Source organism: Streptomyces sp. NPDC026062, assembly GCF_055568375.1.
In genome coordinates this window covers 131,505-154,337 of sequence record NZ_JBVHOQ010000012.1, presented here as the reverse complement: position 1 = coordinate 154,337, position 22,833 = coordinate 131,505, and the positions used below count along the sequence as shown (strand labels likewise).

The window sequence follows — 22,833 nt, the reverse complement described above, 5'->3', positions numbered from 1 at the left end:
GCGATCAGCTCCCGGCCACTGCGGCGGTGTCCGTCCGCGCTGTACCGGATCCGCCGTCGGCGGGCGCGGACATCAGCGGGTCGAGGCCCTCGGGGCCGACCGTCGGACCGATCATGACGATCTCGTCCCCTCCGCGCCCGGGATCGAACTGCTCGGCGAACATCTCGGCTCCGACGTGCTGCGGGATGAGAACGACACCGCGCGCCTCGAACATCTTGCGAAGCTCCGGCGTGACCATCCCCCCGTCCCACGCGCCCCAGTTGATCGAGAGGACGCGCTCGGCCCGCCGCTCCCGCCCGAGTGCGGCCACCGCGCGGTTCAGCGCCTCGTTCGCCACCGCGTAGTCGGCCTGGCCCCGGTTTCCGAACAGCCCGGCGACCGACGAGAACAGCACGATGTGCTTGAGGCGTCGCGCGGAGAGCAGCGTCAGGACGTTGTCGAGGCCGACCAGTTTGGTCGCCAGCACGGCAGTGACGTCCTCGGCCTTCTTCTTGACGATGAGCCGGTCGGCCAGCAGGCCCGCGCCGTGGATCACCCCGCTGATCCGCTCCTGGCAGGGTCCCAGGGCCTCCTTGACCGCGCCCGCGTCCAGGATGTCCACCGCGTGGTAGGACACGCGGGCGCCTCCGGCACGGAACCGGGCCAGGTTCGCAGCGATCTCACGCTGGGCGAGAAGGGACCGGTAGCGTCGCTCGGTCTCGGGGAGGCTGACCTTCCCGCCGCTCCTTCTGGCCTGCTCGATGACGCGGCCCTTCAACTCGGCGCCGTCACAGCCCGTGGCCCACTCCGGCTCCGCCTCCAGCGCGGTACGGCCCAGGACCACCAGCTCGCAGGGGTACTTGGCGGCGAGTGCGGCGACACACTCGGCCGTCACCCCCCTGGCTCCTCCGGTGACCACGAACACGTCCGACGCGTCGGGCGCCGCGCCGTCGGCCCGCCCCTCTCCGGGTGCCGGCGCTCCCGCCGGGGCGAAGGCCGGCGCCGTACGCCGTCGGCCGTCGCGCCGGACCTCGCGCAGTGCGGTGTCGGCGTCGTTCAGCTCACCGTTCACGATGGACCGGACCGCTTCGTCGTGGAGTCCCGGTGCGATGTCGATGGACCGGCAGAACAGTTCGGGACATTCCACGGCCAACGTCTTGACCAGGCCGGTCAGTCCGCCCAGCATGTCGGCCGCCGGCGATCCGCCGTCGCACCCCGCTCCATCGTCCAGGCCGGTGATGACGACGAAGCCGGAGCGCTCGTCCCGCACGGTCGCCAGCAGGTGCTGCTGTGTCAGTTTCGCCAGCAGGACCACGTGGGCCAGGCGCTCGACCGCGTGTGCGACGGTCGCCGCTCCCCCGTCGGCCATCTGTACGCACAGATCCAGCCGGCCGGCCCGCCCGACCACGTCCTCGACGGCTGCGGCAAGCGCCGCTTCGTCCCACGAGGCGAGCGGGGTGACCGGGACATCCCTGGCGTCCGTCGAGACTCCCGGCAGCGTGATGAGATGTGGCCGCAGGCCCATGCTCAGGAGCTCGTCGACCACACCGCGGGTGCGGACGGAACCGTCATCGACCAGCAGCGCCGCTGACTGCGGCGCGAATGCTTTTCCCTGGGTCACCACCTCGCCCACGGTGTCGTGGGTGACTCGGAGACGGCCGACCCCCGATGCGGGTTCGTCCTCGGCCACGGGTTCCGTCCCGCCCTGCGCCGGCTCCGCCCCGTCCGTGTCGGAGGCGATCAGCACCGTCACCACGTCGTCGAGCGTCCGCAACTCACCGATCCGCTGCGTATCCATCTCACGAATCCTCGGGAACATCCCCTGCAGACCACTCACGATCTCCACCCGCTTGATGGAATCCACACCGAGATCCGCCTCGATATCCATCGCCGCGTCCAGCATGTCCACCGGATAACCGGTCTTCTCCGACACCACCGCCAACAACGCCTCACGCGCCCGTACCACCGCAACCGAATCAACCACCGGAGCCACCGCCACCGGAGCCTCCACCACTGCCGGAGCCTCCACCACCACTGGCGTCTGTGCGGCTGCCGGCGCGTTCACCACCGCCGCCGGCTCGGGTTCCGCCCCGACAGCCGCCACCGGCTCGGGCCGCGGCTCCTGGACAGGGGCCGGCCGCTGCTGCGGCACCGTCGCCGGGCAGGCCACCGAGGGCGGCACGGACACCTGCGGAACGGATGGCACCGGGAGTGCCGCTCCGTCGAGCAGAGCCGTGATGGTGTGGTGGGCCTGCTCCTGTCCCTCAAGAATCAGGGCGTTGTAGCGCTGCAACAGCTGCAGCGACATCCGGACGTCCCCGGCGGGTGCGGCTGACACCTGCTCGGCGATGTCGGCGATCATCTCCTGGGCAACGCGCAGCTGCCCGTTGAGGTACCCCTGGGACAGCGCCACATGCTTCGCCAGCAATTGGCTCGTACTGATCGACACATCAGCTCCATCATCGTGAGTAGCAGGCCCGCTGCCTGATTCCGGGGAGATCCCCACACGTCCGTCCCGGCCCGGGGGAACGACGGCAGGGCCGGGTTCCCGCAACGCCTCTGGGGCGGTGGAGCTCAACACGTGAGGTGTGGCGAGCAGTTGCCGATACGCCGCACCCTTCTGCTTCGGTACGAAGTTCTTCGCGGCGAGGCGGACCGAGCCCTTCGCGACGGGTGCCGCCTCCACGGTCCGGTCGTAGCCGCCGATGTCGTGAACGGGCAGTCCCAGGACGCGAAGCTGGAGGGCGAGCGCTTTGAGGGACCGGTCGGCGTCGGCGCGCGGCCCCTTGTCGGCCGCGAGACACACGACCGGCTTGTCCGGCAGGGTGCGCTTGACCAGTCCGGAGAGTACGGACTTGGGCCCGAACTCGACGAAGACCCGGAATCCCGCGTCGTACATCTCGGTGATCCGTCCGGAGAAATCGACCGGGTTGCGCAACTGCTCCACCAGGACGGCCTTGTTCCTGACCGGGTCCGCACCGTAGGCGGCGCCTGCCGTGTTCGCGTAGACGGGCCGGTCGGGTGTCTGGAACTCGGTCGATTCGACGGCCGCGCGGAAGGCCTCCACCGCGTGCTCGACGAACGGCGTGTGGAACGCTGCCGACACCGGGAGCCGCGACGCGGTGATTCCCCTGGCGCCCGCCTCGGCCAGAAGCTTCTCGATCTGTCCGGTGGCGCCGCCGACGACGAACTGCTCGGGGGCGTTGACATTGCAGATCCGGGTCTCGGGATGGGCCCGCACCAGATCGTCCACGACGCTCCGGGGGGCGCTGAGCGCCGCCATGGCGCCGGCGTCGCCCGTCGCGGGGGCGGCGGCCATCGCCCGGCCCCGTGCACCGGCCAGCCCGAAGAACTTCTTCTCGGTGAGAACGCCGGCGGCCCAGAGGGCCGTGAGTTCGCCGAAACTGTGGCCGAGGAAACCGTCGGGTGAGAAGCCGAGTTCGCGCAGCCAGTTGTACTGGCCGACGGAGAGCGCGCCGATCGCCGGCTGGGCGTTCTGCGTCTGCCGCAGGAGTTCGCCCTGTTGTTCTTCCCCCTTGCCGAAGGCGGGCGGCGGGAAGACCGCACGCGAAACAGCCGGCCGGCCGGACACGTACATGGCCATGCTGTCGAAGGCTTCCCGCACCGGGGGCAGGGCCAGGGCCGCGGTGCGTCCCATGTTGACGTACTGGCTTCCCTGCCCGGCGAACAGGGCCGCGACCTTGGCCGACCCGTCCAGCGCTCCGCGCCTGCCGTGGATTCCGGCCGGATCGCTCCATGTCTCGGCGTCCGGCCGCTCGCGCACCATGCGTTCGGCGCTCGCCCGCAGCTTCTCGTACTCCTCCCGCGTACGGTGGACGAAGCCGATCCGGAGGTCTCCGGCCGGAACCGCCGCGTCGTCGGCGGCCGGGGGGTGTTGCGCGAGCGCCTCCGCCAGCCGCCCGGCGTCGGGTGCGTGCCACAGGGCCGTGCGCACGGCCGGCGCCAGTACGGACGGCCGCTGCCCGGGGGTCGTGTACTCCTCCAGTACGCAGTGGTAGTTCGTCCCGCCGAATCCGAACGCGGAGACCGCGGCCCGCCGGGTCGGGCGCCCTGGTTCGTAGATCCATGGACGCGCGAGGACGTTGACGTAGATCCCGCTGTCGGCGTCGGCTGTCGCTCCCAGCGGCTGTGTGACGTTGATGGTCGGGGGCAGGACCTTCTGGTTCAGGGCCAGGGCTGCCTTGATGATCCCGGCCGCACCCGCCGCGGCCTTGGTATGGCCGATCTGTGACTTCACGCTTCCGATCGCGGCGAACTTGGGTTCGGAGGTGCTTTCCCGGATGAAATCGCTGAGCGCGGAGAGTTCCACGCTGTCACCCGTTTTGGTGCCGGTTCCGTGTGCCTCGAAAAGGCCGACGGACGACACCGGAACGCCGGCGTCTTCGTATGCGCGGCGCAGAGCCAGCATCTGCCCCTTTTTCTGGGGAGCGTAGATACTTCCGGACCGGCCGTCGTTGGCGGTGCCAAGGCCTCGTATCACCGCGTAGATCTTGTTGCCGTCACGCTCGGCGTCCTCGAGCCTGCGCAAGGCGAGCATGCCGATCCCATCGCCGAGGAGGGTCCCGTCGGCGGATTCGTCAAAGGGCCGCACGTTCCCGGAGAGGGAGAGTGCCGGAGTCTTGGAGAACGCCATATAGGCAAAGACGGTGTTGTCGACGGTACAGCCACCGGTCACCATCATGTCCTGTCGGCCGGCCGCAAGTTCGCGTACAGCGACTTCGATCGCCGCGAGGGAGCTCGCGCAAGCGGCATCGACCGTGCAGTTCATTCCGCCGAGGTTCAGCCGGTTGGCGATGCGCCCGGCCACCACATTGCCGAGCAGCCCGGGAAAGGATGCCTCGTCCCATTCGACGAACGCCCTCGTGAAACGCTCTGCGATCTCGTCGGCATCGCGCTCCGACAGGCCGATACTGCGTGCCGCGTCGGCCACGACCGGTGCCTGCATCCGGGAGCTGAGCGGGATGGTCGCCGACAGGGATCCGCTGATGCCGAGCACCACACCCGTCCGCGACGGCTCGTACCAGGAGGATCCCTCGACTCCCGCGTCGCGCAGCAGGTCCCTGGCGACGACCAGGCTGAGCAGTTGGACGATGTCGGTCGACGGCAGGAGCGTCGGCGGAATACCCAGGCCCATCGCATCGAACTGAACGTCGGGAAGAAAACCCCCGCGCCGCGAATAGGTCTTGTCCCGCGCCATTGGATCCTGATCGAAGTATCGCTCGGTCGACCATTGCGAATCCGGGACGTCCCGTATGCAATCCTCCGCCTCGATCACTCTTTGCCAGAAGTCGCCCGCGTCGCTGGAATTCGGAAAGATGGATCCGATTCCAACAATTGCGATAGGGGTGTCCGAGAGCCGCAGTTCACTTGATTGGGAGCGCATGTTTTCCCTACATAGAGTCCGTTTCGTGGCGCCCTGAGGGCGTTCCAAACCAGTCACTCCGAAACGGCGGCAACGGCCACGCGAATGCGGCCCCCGCCGTCTGCACTGCGAGCTTGACACAGCTCAACACCGGTCAGCAAGACCACTTTTGGAAGTGATCGGAGCCGATAGAGATTCTGACGGAGCGTGACACATTTTTGATTACCCTGAGTAATTAAAAAAGGGCACAGCAAGGCCGGCACTCGGCCACCGGGCCGAGCGCACAAGTTTTCTAGGGTCTGGAATGCGACATGATTCGCAAGCCGTATCGCGGCGATTTCCACCCGGTCGGCAGCACCGGCACTGCTGCGAATGATCTGGTGACGGTGGGCAATATTCTGGTCATGACCACCTTTCGGTCACGGTCCGGTGCGCGGTCCGGCAGCAGGCCTCGACCGGACTGCCGGTGGGACGCGCCCGCGGCAGCTGCCCGATCCGCGCGAGGCGGGCCTCGTGCCGGCGGCCGCAGGAGCGGGGTCCGTCGCTCCGGACCCGGGCAGCGGCGTCGACGACCTTCCGTCGCACGGGGATGTACCGCCCCAACTCTCTGTCGCCACCGGTGAGTAGTCGCTCACGGCTGACATTCTCGGCGAGCAGCGCACGGGCCTGAACCCCGCTGAAGGTGTAGCGCACGATGTGCCGGTCATCGGCTCCGTACGAGCCCGCGTTGACCAGCGCACTCCCCTCGGGGAGCACCAGAGCCCGCGCGCGCTCGTCAAGGACCGGACCGTCGTACCCCGCCGGGACGACTGCCACCGGGTTGCATCTGATCTCCCGGAGCTCCGCACGGAGTTCCGGCACTTGGCCCTCCAGGAGCGATGCCGCGGCACCGGCCTTCGCGAGGACCACGGCCGAGGTCCGCAACTCCGCCTCGGCGAAACCCGGCGGGGAGGCCTCGGCGCCGCCGACGACGGCCGTGTCGGCCTCACCGCTCCTGATCGCCCTCATGCCGGCACCCATGGCCTGGGCACCGCTCGCACCGGCCGACGTCACGCCGTAGGCGTCGCCGTGCAAGCCGTACCGACTGGCGATCTGCGCCGCCGGGGCGTTGGCCATCAGCACCGGGACGGTCGGCCCGAACACATAGTCCTGGCCCTGTTCCCGCATGAGGGCCATCTGCTCTTCGGCGGTCTCGGTTCCCCCCACCCCGGAGCCGATGGTCGACATGATCCGCTCGGACCGGCGAGGGAGCCCCGCGTCCCGTCCGGCCTGCCTGACCGCCTCGTCGCAGGCCACGATCCCGAACTGGGAGAATCGGTCCGTCCGATGGACTTCCTTGCGGGTGAGCACCTTGGTCGGCTCGAAGCCCGAGCACCGGCCCTCGCCGTCACGCAGCCCGCTCTCACCTCTGCGCGACCGTTCGCACAGTGCGGCGACTCCGTTGCCGAGCGCTGTGACAGCGCCGAGGCCCGTGACCACGATGTCACGGCTCACTCCAAGCCGGCCTTGAGACAGAGGACCGAGAGCGCGTCACCAGTCGTACTCACCTCACGGAAACCCTTGGGCTTGATATCGACGGAGAACTCCTTCTTCACGGCCTGCCCGAGTTCGGCGAGGTAGAGGGAGTCCATGTCGAGGGAGTCAAGGGTCGCCTCGGGGGTAATACTTGGCGCCTCAAGATCAAAGCGTGCCGGCGAGTCGATCACGAACTCACGTATCTGTTCCTTGGCCGCCACTTCAGATCCTCCACAAAAGTCGTTCGCGTCAGCGTGTTCGACGCGGGAGAGAGGAAGCGGAACACGAGAGACCGCCGTCCACGGTGATCGTCGGTCCAGTGATGCAACCAGACTTAGGCCGAGGCCAGGAAGCGCGCACACGAGGAGATCTGTTCCGGTCTCGCAGCCCGGCGCACCGGAATGCTGTCGCGTATCCATTCCTCGGTGAGGTCGAGGTCATCGACGAATTCGGCGTCCACGAGGCCCGGCGCGATGACGTTCACTGTGATGCCCCGGTGGGCCACCTCCAGGGCCGCCGACCGGGCGAATCCCTCCGGTCCGGCCTTGGACGCGGAGTAGCCGGCCATTCCGGGCAGGGTCCGGTCGCCGAGCGGCGAGCCCAGGATGATGATGCGCCCGAACTGGGCCCGCGCCATGGGTCCCAGCGCCCGTCGGGTGGTGCAGAAGGCCGCCGACAGGTTGGTGTCCAGCACATCTCGCCAGTCGTGCGCGTCCACCCCGAGAAGCACCCCGTCGATGCGTCGGCCCGCGTTGCCCACCAGCACCGGCACCGGCACCGGCACCGGCCCGAGCTCCTGCTCCTGCTCCTGCTCCTGCTCCACGAAGTCGAACAGCCGGTCGACCGCTTCCTCGTCCGACACGTCCGCCTGGAACGGCGTGGCCGCGCCGCCGAGCTTGATGACCTCTTCGACGACACGCTCCGCGCCTTCGGCGTCCTTGCGGTAGTCGACCGCGACGCGGTGACCGGCCTCGGTAAGCGCCTTCGCGATGGAGGCCCCGATTCCGCGGGAACCGCCGGTTATCAGCGCACATCCCCGTTCGCCGGAATTCGGCGTGCGCACAGGAGGCCGTCCGCTCATACCGGAGGACATGACTCCCTTCCATGAATCGATTGCGCAATGCACATACTTACGCTGCTTTCATTTCAGTCATATCCGCAGAAGAAGAAGACTCCACTCAAGCAATCCCCGTCCCTCGCGAGACCGAATCGTGACACACCAACTTTCGGACTACAACCCCTCTTCCTGGCGAACTTCACGCGGCGATGGTTTCAAATGGCCGACCCCGATAAGTCGGCCCAGAATCTGCACTGTTGGAGGCATTGGTTCACCCTGGTTTGCTCCCCGCGGTCACGACCGTCAGCCGCATGTCACGGCGCGAGTGGACCAAGTTCCGCAGCAGACGGGAATGTGCGTCTCCACGTCAACTGAGCGATTCCACACCGTTGCTTCTGGTTAACAGGTCATGCGCCCAGCGGGTTTCAGTGATGCTCAAGTCTCATTCTCCTTGATCTTCAAGGATCCGTTCGGCGGAATCTGCCCAGGTGAAAGGCTTGAGGCGGTCGCCGCAGCCGTCGACGGAGCGCGGACGGCGGCGAAGTGACCGCAGACGGACTCGAACGGCACACACCCGTCCGTAGGGGGCGCGTGCGGGTGATGTAACGGCAACCGGAACCGTCCGGTCCGACGATGGGGTCCCACTCCCCGACGCCGGACATCGTCCGGAGCCGAACACCGCACCCGAGATGCGCACTTCGACCCCGGATGCCCTCGGAACAGACACATTTCCGCCACCTGGTGGACCGCTCGACAAGCCGATGCCGCCACCGGACGACGACGGCCCCGACGCCGCCGAGTTACCCGCGAGAGGCCTGCGGGAAGGGCCCACCGCGCAGGGCACTCCCCCTCCGCGAACCCGGTCCGGCAACGGCTGCGCGAGGCTCCCACCTGGCCCGTCGCGGGAAACCGCAGGGATTTCGACCCGCTCTCGGCCCGCACACTCGCAGAGACACCGATGCCGGAGGCCGCAACATTGCGGGAACTGCGCGCCGACGGCTCTGCGCCACAGGCGAACCGGCGAATATCTCCGTCATCGGCGACACAGCTCGAACCCTGAACAACATCGTTCAGCGCAGGATCATGTGAGATTGAACGTCCTTTGGAGCGACAGCGGGAGTCCCTCAACTGCAATCTGGTTCGATGCCATTGCGGCTCTTCCCGAAAGGAACGAATAGCGAAGGGAATAGGGACGTCGAACCCTCGCGCTGCTGGCGACACGCGGGCGCGGGGACGTCTACCGTGACGCGCTGGCACAGGGCTGCGCGGACGCCATGCGGGCCGGTGACCCGGTGCCGGCGGGCTACTCGTCCGTGGCCACGATGAGTCAGCTGTTCGCGCCCCGGGCCCTGGCCGCCGAGGAGTTCACCCGGGACCGGCTGACGACCCTGTCCCTCTTTCCGCAACGGGAAGAAGGGTTCGCGGCCCAGTACGAGGCCACCGTCACCGGTGACCGGCTGCCGGGACTGGCCCGCGTCCGGTGTCCCTCGCTCGTCCTCGCTCGTCCTCGCGTTCGCCCATGACTTCGTCATGCCACCCGCCATGGGACGCGCGGTGGCAGACGCCATCCCCGACTGCCGCTTCGAACTGCTGAGGAGCGCGAGCATTTCGGATTCCTGGAGCGTCCTGCGGAGGTCAACCGCCGGCTGGTCGACTTCTTCCGCAGCGTCGTGCGAGGCAGTTCCCAGGAGGGATCCATGGATGAGCGGACGGCACACCGGGAAGATCGTTCTCACGTTCGCGTAAGGGGTCTCCCCCTCGGCGGACCGGAGCGCCTTGGGAAGCCTCGGTCGCCCGAAAGCGATCCTGGTCCCTACGCCCTGCGCAGCAGCATGTTCATGATCGTCATCGTCAGTACGGGCTCGCCGTGCTGATTGAGCACCTCGACATCGGTGTGCACCAGGCCCCGGTCGGGCTTCGAACGGGAGACCCGGGCCGTGGTGACAGTGGCGCGGACCCGCAGGGTGTCACCCGGCCGCACCGGCCGTGGCCAGCGCACTTCGTCGACTCCGGGCGAGGCGAGCGACGCGACCTTGCTGAGGTAGTGGTCCGCGTAGAGGCGCATCATCACGGCTGTGGTGTGCCAGCCGCTTGCGATCAGCCCCTGGAAGGGGCCGTCCTGTGCTGCCTCGGGATCCGTGTGGATGCTCTGCGTGTCGAAGCGCCGGGCGAAGTCGAGGATCTCCTGTTCGGTGAGGGTGCTGCTGCCGAAGACATGCACGGTTCCCGGTACGTAGTCCTCGAAGTACCGGTCGTCGATGGGAGTGGTGAAGTTGTCGGTCACGGCCGGGGAGATCGTTGTCATGGGTGCCTTTCCCTCGGGTCACGGATGCGTCCGGCGGCGCTCCGCCGATGTCCGCGTACGGTAACGGACCGCGGCTTCCTCGAAGGCCCCGAGTGAGTCAGGATGGGCCAAAGCACCGCGTGCCCAGACGAGTTCGTGATCCGCGTCGGCGAGTACGCGCTTGACCGGCGCCTCCGGCTTCCTGCCCGACAGGGTGCGGGGAACAGCGGGGACCTGGACGATGTGGTCCTGCACGTGGTGCTCGGAGAGTGTGGCACGCAGAGCACGGCTGATCCGCTCACGCAGCCGCAGGTCGAGCGTGCTCCCCTCGCGCAGCTCCACGAAGAGCATCAGCTTGTCCATGCCGGTCCCGGCCCCCTCCACGTGGACGACCGGGGAGTCGGCGACCCGGCCCCCGGACAGCGGCAGCTTATCTCCCTCTCGACGACGGGCAGCGCGGCACCGTGAACCCGCGCACCGTGCGCATCCTCACCGGGGTCTCCCCCGGTGAGGTGACACACCTGCTCCTGCGCGTACGCCTTCACACCGGGGGGAGTGGTGTGCCGGTGCCTCCCTGCGGACCATCCACGCCGATGACGGAGCCCACGGTGAAACGGAACGGCAACCGGGCCCGCCCCTCGACGAGGCCCAGGCCGAGCCGCAGGAGGTACACCGTGTCGGGGGCTCCCCCGTGGTCGGTGGTGTGCACCGTTTCGACGTGCGCGGCACATCCGTCCGGCAGGCCGAGTCGGGCCCGTGCCCCGGTTCCGGTCCACACCGCCCCGTCCGCGCGGAGTTCGGGGCGCAGCCGGCTGACGAACACCTCTTCCAGCGCCACCGGGCGTTCCGTCTCCACCTCGTCGACGAGCAGCAGTTCCCCGGTCCCGCGGTGCCAGGAGAAGGCGCGGCGCAGCGCTGTCAGGCCGGGCACCTCGTAGGCGCCGGTGAGATCGAGTGTCAGGTCGGCGCCGTGCGCGTGGAGGCCGAGGTCCAGGACGCGGGCCGTGCGGGCGCGGCCGGCCGACTGTTCGCGCGTGCCGACGCGGGGAACGGAGTGCGCGCGCGAGGAGGCGTGCAGGAACGTGTAGCGGGTGGCCTCGTCGAAGTACCCCTTGCGGTATTCTCCTGCGCCCGGGTCGGCGAGCAGCACCTCGCCCCGGGCGGCCAGTACGAACTGGCCGAGGTCGTTGTGGTTGTGCGGCTCGGCGTTGTGACCGCCCTTGGCCGCGAAGGCCACGCCCTGCCCCCGGTCGACCAGCCAGGCGAGGTCGGGGAGGTACGCCGAGGGCGGCTCGGGTTCCGGCTCGGCGGCGGGGTCGGGGGCGCCCCAGCGCAGGGTCCGGGAGAGGTCGGCCCAGTCCCGTGAGAGGTCCGCCCCGCTGTCCGTGGCCTGCACGGCCTCGGCGGGGATCCGGACTCCGGTCCTTCGGTCGAGCTGCCGGGCGAGACCGGCGGGCACGCGAGGCCGTTCCTCACCGTCCGAGAAGGCGGGGAAGAGCCCGTCGCCCAGATGTACGGCGGCCGGAAAGCGGGCGATGGCCCGCACCTTGGGATGCGTGAGCAGATCCTCTCCGGTGAACTCCCGCAGCCCCTCGGCGAAGTAGACGAAGTGCGCGAACCCGAACGCCCAGTAGCCCAGCCCCTCCGCGCAGCCCCCGTCGTCACCGAAGCCGCTGAGGTACGTGAGCTGAGCGCGTCGGCACCGGTCGAGGACTCGGCTGAGACGCGGTCCCCGGTCCCACAGGGCCAAGGCGGCGAGCCCCGCGCATCCGCCGCACACGGCTGCCCAGTTGTGGGCCCAGCCCTCCCAGAGAAGCGGGCGGTCGTCGTCGGCGAGGAGGGAGAGCACCCGGTGGTCCACCTGGTCGCGCACGCGGGCGGCGACCCGGGGATCGAGCCGGTCGCCGCAGACCTGGACCGCCTCGGCGAGCAGCTGCGCGGTGAGCGCGGCGAACAGGTCGAGGCACTGGTCCATGCCCCGGCCCAGGTGGGTCGCGTGCGTCTCGTGGGCGGGCAGCGCCCAGGTGTACTCGTCGCAGACGGACCACAGCGCATCGGCAAGGGGGCCGAGCGCGGCCTCCGGGTCGGTCAGGGCCTCGGCTGCGAGGGCCGTCACCAGCGCCCGGCGGCGGAAGTACAGCTCCTCGTACGCCAGCCGGTCACCGTCGTCCTCGAAGCGGCGGTACACGGAGAACGGCAGGTCCGGCAGGCGCGTGCTCCGGGCGGAGGCGGCCGCAAGCCGGATGCGGGCATGCACACCGCCCAGGCCGTCCGTTCCGTCAGCGTCCGGGCACCGCTGACGGTCCCCCGCCCTGCCTGATGGTGCCGGTGTCATCGCGCCTCCCTTCCCGTACGACAGAATCCTCCGGCGTTTCCGGATCGCCGAAGGCCGCCATGACCCGGCAGTTGCGCCACACCACGAACAGCACGCACCCGGGCAGCACCGCGAGCCCCAGCAGCGGTGCCTGGTTGATGAGCAGCAGGGCCACGGCCCCCAGCACGAGGTTCATCAGGGCCGGCAGGACGTGCCGGGTCACGGCGTACGGCGCGAGCAGGAAGAGCCGCCGCCCGGTGTCTCCACCCCCGGCCACATGCGCGAGCGCGACCGGCCAGGCGGCGACAGCCACCAGCGCGACCATCACCGCCATCGGCACGACTGCCGTACCCAGTGCGGATGTCCGCAGCGTCACGACATCCGCGACGGCCGCTGTCACGAGCAGCACGAAGGGTGCGGAGATCAGTACCGCCCGCCCAAACAGCTTCCGGTAGGCCTCGGCGAACAGCCGTACCGGCGCCTGCTCGTCCCCCGTCGCCGCGCCGAGATAGGCGAACGCGGCAGCGAGGGAGGGTCCCGGCAGTGTCAGCAGCAGCAGTCCGAAGAACAGCGGGTGCCGCCAGGGCTGATGGGTCACATGCAGCGCGGCCAGCAGGGGCAGGTTCGTCACGGCGATGCCGAGATTGACGACGAGCACACGGTGGACGTGCGCCCAGATCAGCTCCCATGAGCCGTGGGCGACATTGAGCCGTGGACGCCGGCCCGCCTCCATCGTCCCCATCCCTCAGCCCTTCACGCCGGTGGTGGCGATGCCTCGCACGAAGTAGCGCTGGCCGAGCAGGAACACCGCCAGGACCGGCACCACGGAGAGCACCGAACCCGTCATGATCATCGCCGACTCCGCGTCGTACTGCCCGATGAAGGCACGCAGCCCCAACTGGACGGTCCACAGGCGGTTGTCGGTGAGGTAGATGAACGGGCCCATGTAGTCGTTCCAGGTGTTGACGAACGTGAGGAGCGCGAGGCTCGCGAGGGCCGGCTTGGACAGCGGAAGCACGATCCGCGCCCAGATGCCGTACTCGGTCAGGCCGTCGAGGCGAGCCGCCTCACTGATCTCGTCCGGGATCGTCAGATAGAACTGCCGCATCAGGAAGACCCCGAACGCGCCGAACGCCTGCAGCAGGACGAGTGAGGTGAACGAGTTCACGAGGCCCAGCTTCTGCATGATCACGTACTGCGGCACCATGTACGCCTGCCACGGCACCGCGATCGTCGCGATGTAGCCGGTGAACAGCAGATCCCGGCCCGGGAAGCGCATCTTGGCGAAGCCGTACGCCGCGAAGCTGCCGGTGAGCACCTGCAGAAACGTGATCACGACACTCAGGAAGAACGAGTTGCCGAGGTAGGCGGCGAACGGCACCCGTGTCCAGATCGTGGTGAAGTTGTCCCATTTGAACTCTTCGGGGATCCACTGGATCGGCACCGTGAAGACATCGCGGTCATCCTTGACCGACGAGATCAGCATCCAGATGAACGGCAGCAGCACCGCAAGGGCCACGGCGGCGAGCAGCAGGTACAGGGCGATCCGCCCGGCGACCGCCCCCGCGCCGCCGCGGGCCCGGGGCTCCGCGGGAAGGCCTGTGGGAGCCGGATCCGTGGGCGCGCCGCTGCCTTTGCGCAGCACGATGGTGCTCATCGTTCGCTCCTTCGCTGCATCCGGAACTGGATCACCGTGATCACCAGGCAGATCACGAAGAGCGCGAGGGAGACCGCCGAGGCGTAGCCGAAGCGGCCCTGGGTGATGCCCTCACGGAAGATCAGCTGGGACAGGACGAGAGTGGACCGGCCGGGCCCGCCCTCGGTCATGACCTGCACCAGGTCGAAGACCTTGAAGCTGGAGACCGTGATCATGACGGTGACGAAGAAGGTCGTGGGCCGGAGCCCCGGCAGGGTGACGTGCCAGAACCGCTGCCAGGGGCCGGCGCCGTCCATGCGCGCCGCCTCGTACAGCTCGGCCGGGACCGTCTGGAGTCCGGCCAGGAACAGCACCATGTAGTAGCCCATGTCGCGCCACACGCTCGTGATGATCAGCGCGGGCATCGCCCAGTCCCGGGAGCTGGTCCAGCCCGGCGGGTTGTCGATGCCGACGAAGGCGAGGAACTGGTTGACCGGCCCCGATTCGGGGCTCAGCAGCATGTTCCACACCACGGCGACGGCGACGAGCGAGGTGATGTACGGGAAGAAGAAGGCGGTCCGCAGGACGTGTACCCCGCGCAGTTTCTGGTTGAGCAGCACGGCGAGGCCGAGCGAGACCAGGAGGGTGAGCGGGATGTGTCCTGCCGCGTAGTACAGGGTGTTCCGCAGCGCGGCCCAGAAGTTGGAGTCGTTCCACAGCCGCTGGAAGTTGTCCAGGCCGGCCCACTTCGGGGTGGAGTAGGAGTCCCAGTGGGTGAAGGAGATCGCGAGTGCGCCGATCACCGGGACGAGGGTGAGGGCGGCGAATCCGAGGAAGTTCGGCAGGATGAACGACCAGCCGACCAGGAGGTTGCGACGCCGTCGGCGCTTCGCGGCGGCCCGGTGGGCCGCGGAGGCGCCGTCGGGCGCGTGCTGGGTGACGGGGGGCGCGACAGCACTCACCGGACTTCGTCCTTCACGCGCTTGTCCATCTCCTTGATGCCCTCGTCGACGGACTTCTCACCGCTCATGACCATCTCGTGCTCCTCCTTGAGGATCTGGTCGATGTCGGAGGTCCGGTCGCTGACCGGCATCTCCAGCCGCACCGTGTCGGGCTGCATCGCCGCGCGGGACAGGGCGTCGGCGGGCATGCCGTCGACGGAGAAGAAGGTGTCGAGGATCTTCTTGCTGGTGTACGCGGGTGTGACACCGATCTTCGCGACGGCGGCGGCACCCTCCGGCCCCGAGGCCCAGGTGACGAACTTCTTGGCGGCGTCCGCGTTGCGGGCCTTCTTGTTGACGGCGAACGCGGTCGGCGAACCGAAGGTGACGGTCTTGCCATCGGCCTTGGCCTGCGGCATCGGAGCCATGCCCCAGTTGATGTCGTTCTTGCCCTGTGCCTTCTCGGAGAGCAGCGCGGCCGCCCACCACGAGCCCATCGGGACCATGGCCGCCTTGCCGGTGGTCAGCTGCGAGTCGTAGGTGATCTGGTTGCTGGAGGCGGTGGAGAACGGCAGGGCCGCCTTCGCCTTCTGCAGGCCGAGGGCCATCTCGTACTGGTCCTTGAAGAACGAGTAGTCGCCACCGAGCTGGTCGCCGCCGGTCTGCGCGGAGGAGACCGCCTGGATGACGGAGCGCCAGGTGTGCAGATAGGTGCCGTAGACCTTGTCGGAGCCGGAGCCCTTGGTGAACTTCTTCGCCAGCTCCGCGTAGTCGTCCCAGGTCAGCTTGGACAGGTCTGCCTTGCCGGTCATGTCCTTGTTGTAGAAGAGGACCCAGAAGTCCGAGCGGTAGGGCAGTGCGTAGTACGTGTCCTTGAGGTTGTAGTCGTCGAGACCGGAGTACGACGCCTTGTCCAGCCCGGCCGCCTCGTCGGTCAGCGGCAGGAGCTGGCCCCGGGTGGCGTAGCGGGCGTAGTCGGTGACGTTCTTCATGGTCAGGACGTCGGTGGTGTCACCGCCCGCGAGCATGGTGGTGACCTTCTCCGGGTAGTTGTCGGCGAGGATGTCGACCGGCTGGACGTCGATGTCCGGGTTCTGGGCCTCGAAGCCGTCTATCAGGGCCTTGAACTCGGGCGTGGTCTTGTAGTTCCACAACGCGATCTTCACGACGGTCCTGCCGTCGGACGACGAGGCGCTGTCCGTGCCACTGGCGTCGCAGGCGGTGGCGGTGAGGGTCGCGGCGACGACCAGCGGTGCGATTCGGGCGAGGTCTTTCGTCAACTTCATTGCGGCGGCTCTCCTTTGAGCGGTTGAGGAAGGTGGAGCAAGCGGATCGGGGGTCAGGCGCTCAGGCCCAGGGCCCAGCTCTCCGCGGTGATCTCGGCCCGCAGCGGCTTCCCGGCTGCCCAGCGGCCGAGCTCGTCGAGGACGTGGTCGGTCAGCCGGCCGATCTCGGTGCCCAGGGAGCCGGCGATGTGCGGCGTGATCATCACGCGGGCGAGGCGGCGCAGCGGTGAGTCGGCGGGCAGCGGTTCGGGATCGGTGACGTCGAGGATCGCGAAGAGCCGGCGGGCGGCGCACTCGGCGGCCAGTGCGCCGGGGTCGACGAGGGTGCCTCGCGCGGTGTTGATGACCGTCGCGAAGTCGGGCAGCATGCGCAGCTCTCCGGCGCCGATGAGATGGTGGGTCTCCGGCAGCTCGGGGGCGTGCACGGACAGCACGTGGACCTGCGGGAGCATCTCCTCCAGCGGTACGAGCCGGGCACCGGCCCGCGCGACCTCGTCCGGATCCGCGTAGGGGTCGGCCACCAGGCAGGTAGTGCCACGCAGCACCCGCAGCAGTTCGACGACCTGCCGACCGATCCGCGAGAAGCCGACAATGCCGACGGTCCGCCGGAAGTTGGACAGGTCGCCGTAGCCGGTGACCGAGCCCCAGCCGCCGTAGGCGCGTTGGTCGTCGGCGGCGAGGAAGGGGACCTTCTTCCCGGCGAAGATGATCGCGGCCAGGGTGTATTCGGCCACCGGTACGGCGTTGGCGTCGGCGGCGCTGGTGACCTGGATCCCGCGCCGCCACAGCTCCCGCCCGACCAGGTCGCGCACGCTGCCCGCCCCGTGCAGCACGGCCCGCAGGCGGGGTGCCGCGGCGAGCCTCTCCGGTGTGAGAGCGGGCGCGCCCCACGACGTGATCAGCACTTCGGCGTGGGCCAGGCGTTCGCGCGACCGTACGCCGTCGAGGTCGTCCGTCCAGCAGGGCTCGTCCAGGGTCACGAGATCGGCGAGGCGGCGCAGCCGGTCCTGATCGAAGTGTGCCTCGAAGCTGGACCTGCTCATCACGACCAGAGCGCGGGCCTTGGTCTGCATGCGGTGCGGGCTCCTCTGCCTCCGGGCCCCCGCTCAAACAGCAGGTGCCATCCATGTTTCCGGCGAGTTCCAGCCAGAAGACGCTGAGTCAGAGATAGTGGTCACCCACACAGACCCACTAGAGGTCAACCAGAGACGAAACGATCCGAACACATTCGAACATCATCCGGCTCGGCACCGGACGGAAGGGAATGCGCCATGACGTCGCCACGGATCACCGGGTCAAAGGGGCCCGCGGGATCCTCCGCGGGGACCGACCAGCTGTTCGCACTGCAACGCCGCGAACGGCTCATGGACCAGCTGCGGCTGCACGGCGCTGTTCGCGTACGCGATCTCGCGCGGGACCTCTCGGTCAGCGAGCTGACGATCCGGCGCGACATCGCCGCCCTGGCCGAGCGCTCCCTGCTGACCAGGGTGCACGGCGGGGCGACGCTGCCCTCCGCCCTGGAGCAGGAGCCGGTGCGCCGCAGACGGCTGGCGATGCCCGCGTTCACGATCGGGATGGTGGTTCCCTCACTCGACTTCTACTGGCCGCACATCGTCAGTGGCGTCCGCAACGCCGCGGCGGCACACGGCGTCAACGTCCAGCTGCGGGGCTCCAGCTACGACCAGGCGGAGGACCGCCGGCAGATCGTCCGGCTGACCGAGTCCGGCCAGGTGCAGGGGCTGCTCCTCGCGCCGAACCTGGAGGGGCCCGGCATGCACGAGATGATCGACTGGATCGGGAAGCTGCCCGTTCCCGTGGTCTTCGTGGAGCGCAACACACCGGACTGGACTCCGACGCCGCACCAGCTCGAATGGGTGCGCAGCGACCACGCGACCGGGCTGGAGATGGCTGTGCGGCATCTGCACACGCTCGGCCACCGCAATATCGGGCTCGTCCTGTCCAAGGGCAGCCCCACTTCGGCGCACCTCGCCGTGGGGTGGCACCGCGCCTGTGCGCATCTCGGTCTGCCTGCCGACTTCCTGATACGCGAAAGCGTTGCCCTCGACGTCCCCGGACACCGCAGGATCATCGGTGAGATCCTGGAAGGCTGCCGCCGCTCCCGCATCACCGCGCTCATCGTGCACAGCGATCCCGACGCGCTCTCGGTGATCCAGTACCTGACCGAGCAGGGCATCCGCGTCCCCGACGACCTGGCCATCGTCAGCTATGACGACGAGGTCGCCCATCTCGCCGATCCGGCCATCACGGCGGTCCGGCCGCCCAGGGCGCTGGTGGGGCGCACAGCCGTCGAAATGATGCTGGCGCGCCTGCTCGAAGGAAGCCGCCGCCCGGCGCAGCGGGCACTCATTCTGCCCGAGCTGATCATCCGCGCCTCGTCACTGCCGGCCGCACCGCTCTCCGGACCTCCGCCCACGGCGCGGCGTCGCGAACCTGCCTGAGCGGTGTCTGCCCTGCCGTCCTCCTCGCGAGAGGCGGAGAAGACGTCGAGGACGAGGGCCCCACTTCGGATCGAGACCTTGAGTCCCGGGTTGACCGTCTTGGCGCCGGCGGCCAGGTGGCAGCCAACTCTGAACATGAATGACCGAGTTGTCGCACCTCGTGGATACGCGAAGCAATGCGCCGAGGCAACCATCCGCAGCCGTCGGCCGTCATCCACGGCATGAAGATCTCATTCCTGATACACAACGCGTATGGAATAGGAGGGACGATCACCACCACGTTCAACCTGGCCCGAGCGCTGGCCGACCGGCACGATGTGGAGATCATCTCGGTCCTCAGGACCCGGGAACGGCCGAACCTCACACCCGACCCGCGCGTACGGCTGCGCCCCCTGGTGGATCTGCGGCACGAGAAGACCGACCCGAGGCATCTGACGCCGTCGAAGGTCTTCCCCTCGGCCGAGTACCGGTACCGGGAGTACAGCGCGCTCACCGATGAGCGCATCGGTGAGGCGCTCTCCTCGCTCGACGCCGATGTCGCCCTGGGTACCCGCCCCGGCCTCAACGTCCACCTGGCCCTCCAGGCCCCGGCGCGGACCGTGCGGATCGGACAGGAACACCTCACGCTCGACAACCACCCGCCCCGGCTGCGCAACGCGCTGCGCCAGGCCTATCCGCGCCTGGACGCGATCACCCCCGTCACCGAGACCGACGCCGCCGCCTACCGGCGAAAGATGCGGCTGCCCGGCGTGCGGGTGAGAGCCCTGCCCAACAGCGTCCCGACCCCGGTCCTCCCGCCGGCGGACGGCCGCGAGCGCGTGGTGGTCGCGGCCGGACGGCTGGTGCCGGTGAAGCGGTTCGACCTGCTGATCGAGGCGTTCGCCTCGGTCGCCGCCGAGTATCCCGACTGGAAGCTGCGCATCTACGGCAGGGGCGAGGAGCAGACACGGCTGCGTGCGCTCATCGACCGGCTCGGGCTGTACAACAACGTGTTCCTGATGGGCGCGGTCACCCCGATGGAGGCCGAGTGGGTCAAGGGCTCGATCGGGGCGGCGACATCCGGTTTCGAGCCCTTCGGCATGACCATCGTCGAGGCGATGCGCTGCGGGCTGCCTGTCGTGAGCACCGACTGCGCGTACGGCCCCGGCGAGATCATCACCCCCGGCCAGGACGGCCGGCTGGTTCCCGTCGGGGACCGGGAGGCGCTGGCCGACGCTCTGCTGGATCTCGTGGGCGACGACGAACTGCGCCGGCGCATGGGGCGCGCCGCGCTGGAGAACTCCCGGCGCTACGCCCCCGGCCCCGTCGTGGCCCAGGCCGAGCAGTTGTTCGAGGAGCTGCTGGCGGCCCGGAACACCAACCGGCCGGTACGCGGAACGGACCGTTCCCTGGTGAGCGGCGGCTACGCGGCCAGGGACACCATGCTCGTCGCGGCCGGCAGTGTCGTGAGGGCCGTACGGAAGGCGCGGCGATGACGGACAGCGACGGCAATGACAGCAACGGGCCTGCGGAGAAGCCTCGCGGGGACGTGACGGTGGCCGCGGACGGGCGGCTGACCTTGAGCGTACGGCTGCCGCTGCCCGCCTCGGCGCGTCCCCGGCTGCTGCTCCAACCGCGCCCGAAGAAGGGGAAGCCTGAGGGAACCGGCCGCTTCGCGGCGCTGGAGCCCGTGGAGCAGGACCGGTGGCGGGCGGTACTGGAGGTGGCCCCGGCCCTTGAGGAAGGCCACTGGGACGCCTACGTCGTGGGCACGCCGGGGGAAGAGCGAACACCGCTGCTGCCGGGCTTGCGCGATCTGCGTGCGCTCGTGTCCGGCGGGGGCGACAGCCGGGCCACGCCGGTGACCGTCCGGATCCCGTACGCCACCAAGGACGGCCGGCTCGCCGTACGGGCCTGGTGGCGGGACGGGCACGCGGAGGCCGGCCCGGTCGTCCTCACGGACGGCTCCATGACCGTGACGGCACGGCTGTTCGGCGCCCGGCTCGGGGAGGGCGCGGTGGTGACGCTGAACCGACGGGGAAAAGGCTCCATCGCACGCCGGTTCGCGCTCCGGGCCGAGGGGGGACAGGACTTCTCGTTCACCGTCGGATACGAGGAGCTCGTGACGGACGGCGAAGGGGCCGGAGCCGGGGAGACGGCGGTGTTCTGGGACGTGTACGTCCACCCGGCCACCGGCGCGCCGCGGATCCGGGTGGGCCGCCTGCTGGACGACGTCGCGGAACGCAAGGCCGTCTTCGTCTACCCGGCCGCTGTGCTCGGCGAAGTGTCCGCGCGTCCGTACTACACGGTCGACAACGATCTCTCGGTGGAGATCGCACCGCAGCGTGCGCGGTGAACTCCGTTACTTCATAGGGGCGCTGACGTGCCGGAAGGCGATGTCGCCCGGCACGCACGCGACACCGTGAACGGGTCGGGGGGGGGCGCCCCCCCCCGCCCCGCCCCCCCCCCGCCCCCCCCCGGCCCCCGCCCCCCCCCCCCCCCCCCCCCCCCGCGCCCCCCCGCCCCCCCCCCCCCCCCCCCCCCCCCCCCCCCCCCCCCGCCACCGCCGGCGTTTCCCGCTCACCGGCGGCCTGTCCTCAGCAGCCCACCGGCGAGGAGCCGACGACCACATCGTCGAACCACAGGGTGTCGTCACCGGTCCCGTAGCTCTCCCAGCCCAGCCGCAGGGCGGTGGGTCTCGGCGGCGTGGACCGGGAGAGCCACTGCTGGTCGATGTCCTGCGTCGGTACGCCGTCGGCGTGCAGCCCCGGCACCTGTTCGTCGTTGAGCCAGGTGTCGAGTTCCGGTGCCGAGGTGTCGACCGCGAATCGCAGGCACTGCCAGCTGTCCGTCGGCAGGGGTCTGCTCAGCCCCACCCCGACCGGGCTCTGCGCCGGGAGCGTGGCGTCGTCGCTCTCCCGGTTCCACTGCAGGGCGCCGTTCTGTCCGCCGATCCGCAGTGCCTTGCCGTACTGGGAGGTGTCCGGCATCGACACGAAGGTGACATGCGCGGCCGGGAGCGCGGTGGTGTGCCGCACCCACATCCGGATGTGCAGCACCGGACCGACCGACGACAGGTCCGCGGTGGCGGCCACGAAGGCGTGGTTGCAGTAGCCGGCCCGCCCGTCCAGCCGCAGCGAGCGCGTGCCGCTGTGAGCCACTTCCGTGTCGACGGCGGCCGTGCCCGTGCCCTGACAGTCGGGCGCCGTGAACTGCCAGTTCCCGGCCGGGGCAGGGCCGGCCTGGTCCTCGAAGTCGTCGCAGAGGGCGGCATCGCCGCACTCCGCGGAGGGCGGCGTGGTGGGCGGTGGTGTCGTGGGAGGCGGTGTGGTGGGGGGCGAGGTGACGTCACCTCCGCAGGACACACCGTTGAGGGTGAAGTCGGCGGGCACCGATTCGGCCGACTGCCCGGTCCCCTGCAGACCGAAGTCGACAGTACCGCCGTCGGCCAGCTCTCCGTTCCAGACAGTGTTGACGGCGGTCACGGAGTGGCCGGTCTGTGTGACGGTCGCGTTCCAGGCGGAGGTGACGTGCCGGTCGCCGTCGTACGTCCATGCCAGCTGCCAGCCGCTGAGCGCCGAACCGGTGTTGGTGATGCGCACCTGGGCCGTATAGCCGCCGGACCACTCGTCGGCGGTGTAGTCGACCCGGCACCCGGACGCCACACCCGAGCCGCTGGCGGGCACCACGACGAGGAGGGACAGGACGAGCGCGGCAGCGGCGGCGGCCGCTGTCCAGGGTCTGCGCGGTAATCGCAGGGAGAGACTCGGCATGTGCGCCTCCTCAAGGCGGGGAACCGTAGGACAGTTCATGGATGGGAGCGCTCCCATCCATCACACCGACATGACGGCACACTGTCAATATGGGCGTCCCAGTCGCTCGTCGCTCCACCACTGCTTCGGCCCGCCCGCTGTTCCACGGCACTTGGCCGCTCCGCACGGACGGCGAACCGTGGGGACGGCAGGCAAACCGGTGCGGACCGCCGACCACGCGTGGTTGC

The 22,833-nt window shown here is 69.3% G+C and carries 17 protein-coding genes; 4 read left to right on the top strand and 13 right to left on the bottom strand.

The features are described from left to right. Positions 1-4 precede the first annotated feature (4 nt). The 4 genes from ACZ4LX_RS13965 to ACZ4LX_RS13950 all read right to left on the bottom strand — a co-directional run bounded on the left by ACZ4LX_RS13965 (position 5) and on the right by ACZ4LX_RS13950 (position 7,940). Positions 5-5,383, bottom strand: coding sequence for a beta-ketoacyl synthase N-terminal-like domain-containing protein (locus ACZ4LX_RS13965; RefSeq protein WP_467649670.1), 5,379 nt, complete (start codon positions 5,381-5,383; stop codon positions 5-7). Positions 5,384-5,764: 381 nt separating this feature from the next. After that, on the bottom strand, positions 5,765-6,856 hold the full coding sequence (locus ACZ4LX_RS13960; protein WP_467649630.1) for a beta-ketoacyl synthase N-terminal-like domain-containing protein: 1,092 nt from the start codon (positions 6,854-6,856) through the stop codon (positions 5,765-5,767). Beyond that, the gene (locus ACZ4LX_RS13955) at positions 6,853-7,098 is read right to left on the bottom strand and encodes an acyl carrier protein (RefSeq protein ID WP_467649629.1); all 246 of its coding nucleotides are present in this window, start codon (positions 7,096-7,098) and stop codon (positions 6,853-6,855) included. Before ACZ4LX_RS13955 ends, ACZ4LX_RS13960 begins: the two co-directional genes overlap by 4 nt. Positions 7,099-7,211: 113 nt before the next feature. Then, entirely contained in the window at positions 7,212-7,940 is a 729-nt protein-coding gene (locus ACZ4LX_RS13950) for an SDR family NAD(P)-dependent oxidoreductase (RefSeq protein WP_467721177.1), read from the bottom strand. A 1,316-nt stretch (positions 7,941-9,256) separates the two neighbouring features. Here ACZ4LX_RS13950 and ACZ4LX_RS13945 point away from each other — a divergent pair. Then, the gene (locus ACZ4LX_RS13945) at positions 9,257-9,457 is read left to right on the top strand and encodes a hypothetical protein (protein ID WP_467649627.1); all 201 of its coding nucleotides are present in this window, start codon (positions 9,257-9,259) and stop codon (positions 9,455-9,457) included. A gap of 290 nt (positions 9,458-9,747) precedes the next feature. Here ACZ4LX_RS13945 and ACZ4LX_RS13940 read toward each other — a convergent pair whose 3' ends face one another. The 8 genes from ACZ4LX_RS13940 to ACZ4LX_RS13905 all read right to left on the bottom strand — a co-directional run bounded on the left by ACZ4LX_RS13940 (position 9,748) and on the right by ACZ4LX_RS13905 (position 17,468). Then, on the bottom strand, positions 9,748-10,239 hold the full coding sequence (locus ACZ4LX_RS13940) for a MaoC family dehydratase (RefSeq protein ID WP_467649626.1): 492 nt from the start codon (positions 10,237-10,239) through the stop codon (positions 9,748-9,750). A gap of 18 nt (positions 10,240-10,257) precedes the next feature. Further along, positions 10,258-10,581 (bottom strand): hypothetical protein, encoded by a 324-nt coding sequence (locus ACZ4LX_RS13935; RefSeq protein WP_467649625.1) that lies wholly within the window; start codon positions 10,579-10,581, stop codon positions 10,258-10,260. 178 nt (positions 10,582-10,759) lie between these two features. Beyond that, a complete protein-coding gene (locus ACZ4LX_RS13930) occupies positions 10,760-12,553 on the bottom strand; it encodes a heparinase II/III domain-containing protein (protein ID WP_467649624.1) in 1,794 nt (597 codons plus the stop codon). Continuing rightward, positions 12,498-13,274, bottom strand: coding sequence for a hypothetical protein (locus ACZ4LX_RS13925; protein WP_467649623.1), 777 nt, complete (start codon positions 13,272-13,274; stop codon positions 12,498-12,500). Before ACZ4LX_RS13925 ends, ACZ4LX_RS13930 begins: the two co-directional genes overlap by 56 nt. A gap of 3 nt (positions 13,275-13,277) precedes the next feature. Further along, the gene (locus tag ACZ4LX_RS13920; RefSeq protein WP_467649622.1) at positions 13,278-14,189 is read right to left on the bottom strand and encodes a carbohydrate ABC transporter permease; all 912 of its coding nucleotides are present in this window, start codon (positions 14,187-14,189) and stop codon (positions 13,278-13,280) included. After that, positions 14,186-15,130 (bottom strand): carbohydrate ABC transporter permease, encoded by a 945-nt coding sequence (locus tag ACZ4LX_RS13915; protein WP_467649621.1) that lies wholly within the window; start codon positions 15,128-15,130, stop codon positions 14,186-14,188. The genes ACZ4LX_RS13920 and ACZ4LX_RS13915 overlap by 4 nt, the downstream gene beginning before the upstream one ends. Continuing rightward, a complete protein-coding gene (locus tag ACZ4LX_RS13910; protein WP_467649620.1) occupies positions 15,127-16,395 on the bottom strand; it encodes an ABC transporter substrate-binding protein in 1,269 nt (422 codons plus the stop codon). Before ACZ4LX_RS13910 ends, ACZ4LX_RS13915 begins: the two co-directional genes overlap by 4 nt. A 53-nt stretch (positions 16,396-16,448) precedes the next feature. After that, the gene (locus tag ACZ4LX_RS13905) at positions 16,449-17,468 is read right to left on the bottom strand and encodes a hydroxyacid dehydrogenase (protein ID WP_467649619.1); all 1,020 of its coding nucleotides are present in this window, start codon (positions 17,466-17,468) and stop codon (positions 16,449-16,451) included. 198 nt (positions 17,469-17,666) lie between these two features. Between ACZ4LX_RS13905 and ACZ4LX_RS13900 the strand changes: the two genes are divergently transcribed. The 3 genes from ACZ4LX_RS13900 (at position 17,667) to ACZ4LX_RS13890 (ending at position 21,189) form a co-directional block, all read left to right on the top strand. Next, positions 17,667-18,854: a LacI family DNA-binding transcriptional regulator gene (locus ACZ4LX_RS13900; RefSeq protein ID WP_467649618.1), complete on the top strand. Its 1,188-nt coding sequence runs from the start codon at positions 17,667-17,669 to the stop codon at positions 18,852-18,854. Positions 18,855-19,075: 221 nt separating this feature from the next. Further along, positions 19,076-20,329 (top strand): glycosyltransferase family 4 protein, encoded by a 1,254-nt coding sequence (locus ACZ4LX_RS13895; RefSeq protein WP_467649617.1) that lies wholly within the window; start codon positions 19,076-19,078, stop codon positions 20,327-20,329. Continuing rightward, a complete protein-coding gene (locus ACZ4LX_RS13890; protein WP_467649616.1) occupies positions 20,326-21,189 on the top strand; it encodes a hypothetical protein in 864 nt (287 codons plus the stop codon). Before ACZ4LX_RS13895 ends, ACZ4LX_RS13890 begins: the two co-directional genes overlap by 4 nt. A 241-nt stretch (positions 21,190-21,430) precedes the next feature. Here the strand turns inward: ACZ4LX_RS13890 and ACZ4LX_RS13885 are convergent, their stop codons facing one another. Then, positions 21,431-22,606: a cellulose-binding domain-containing protein gene (locus ACZ4LX_RS13885; RefSeq protein WP_467649615.1), complete on the bottom strand. Its 1,176-nt coding sequence runs from the start codon at positions 22,604-22,606 to the stop codon at positions 21,431-21,433. Positions 22,607-22,833 lie beyond the last annotated feature (227 nt).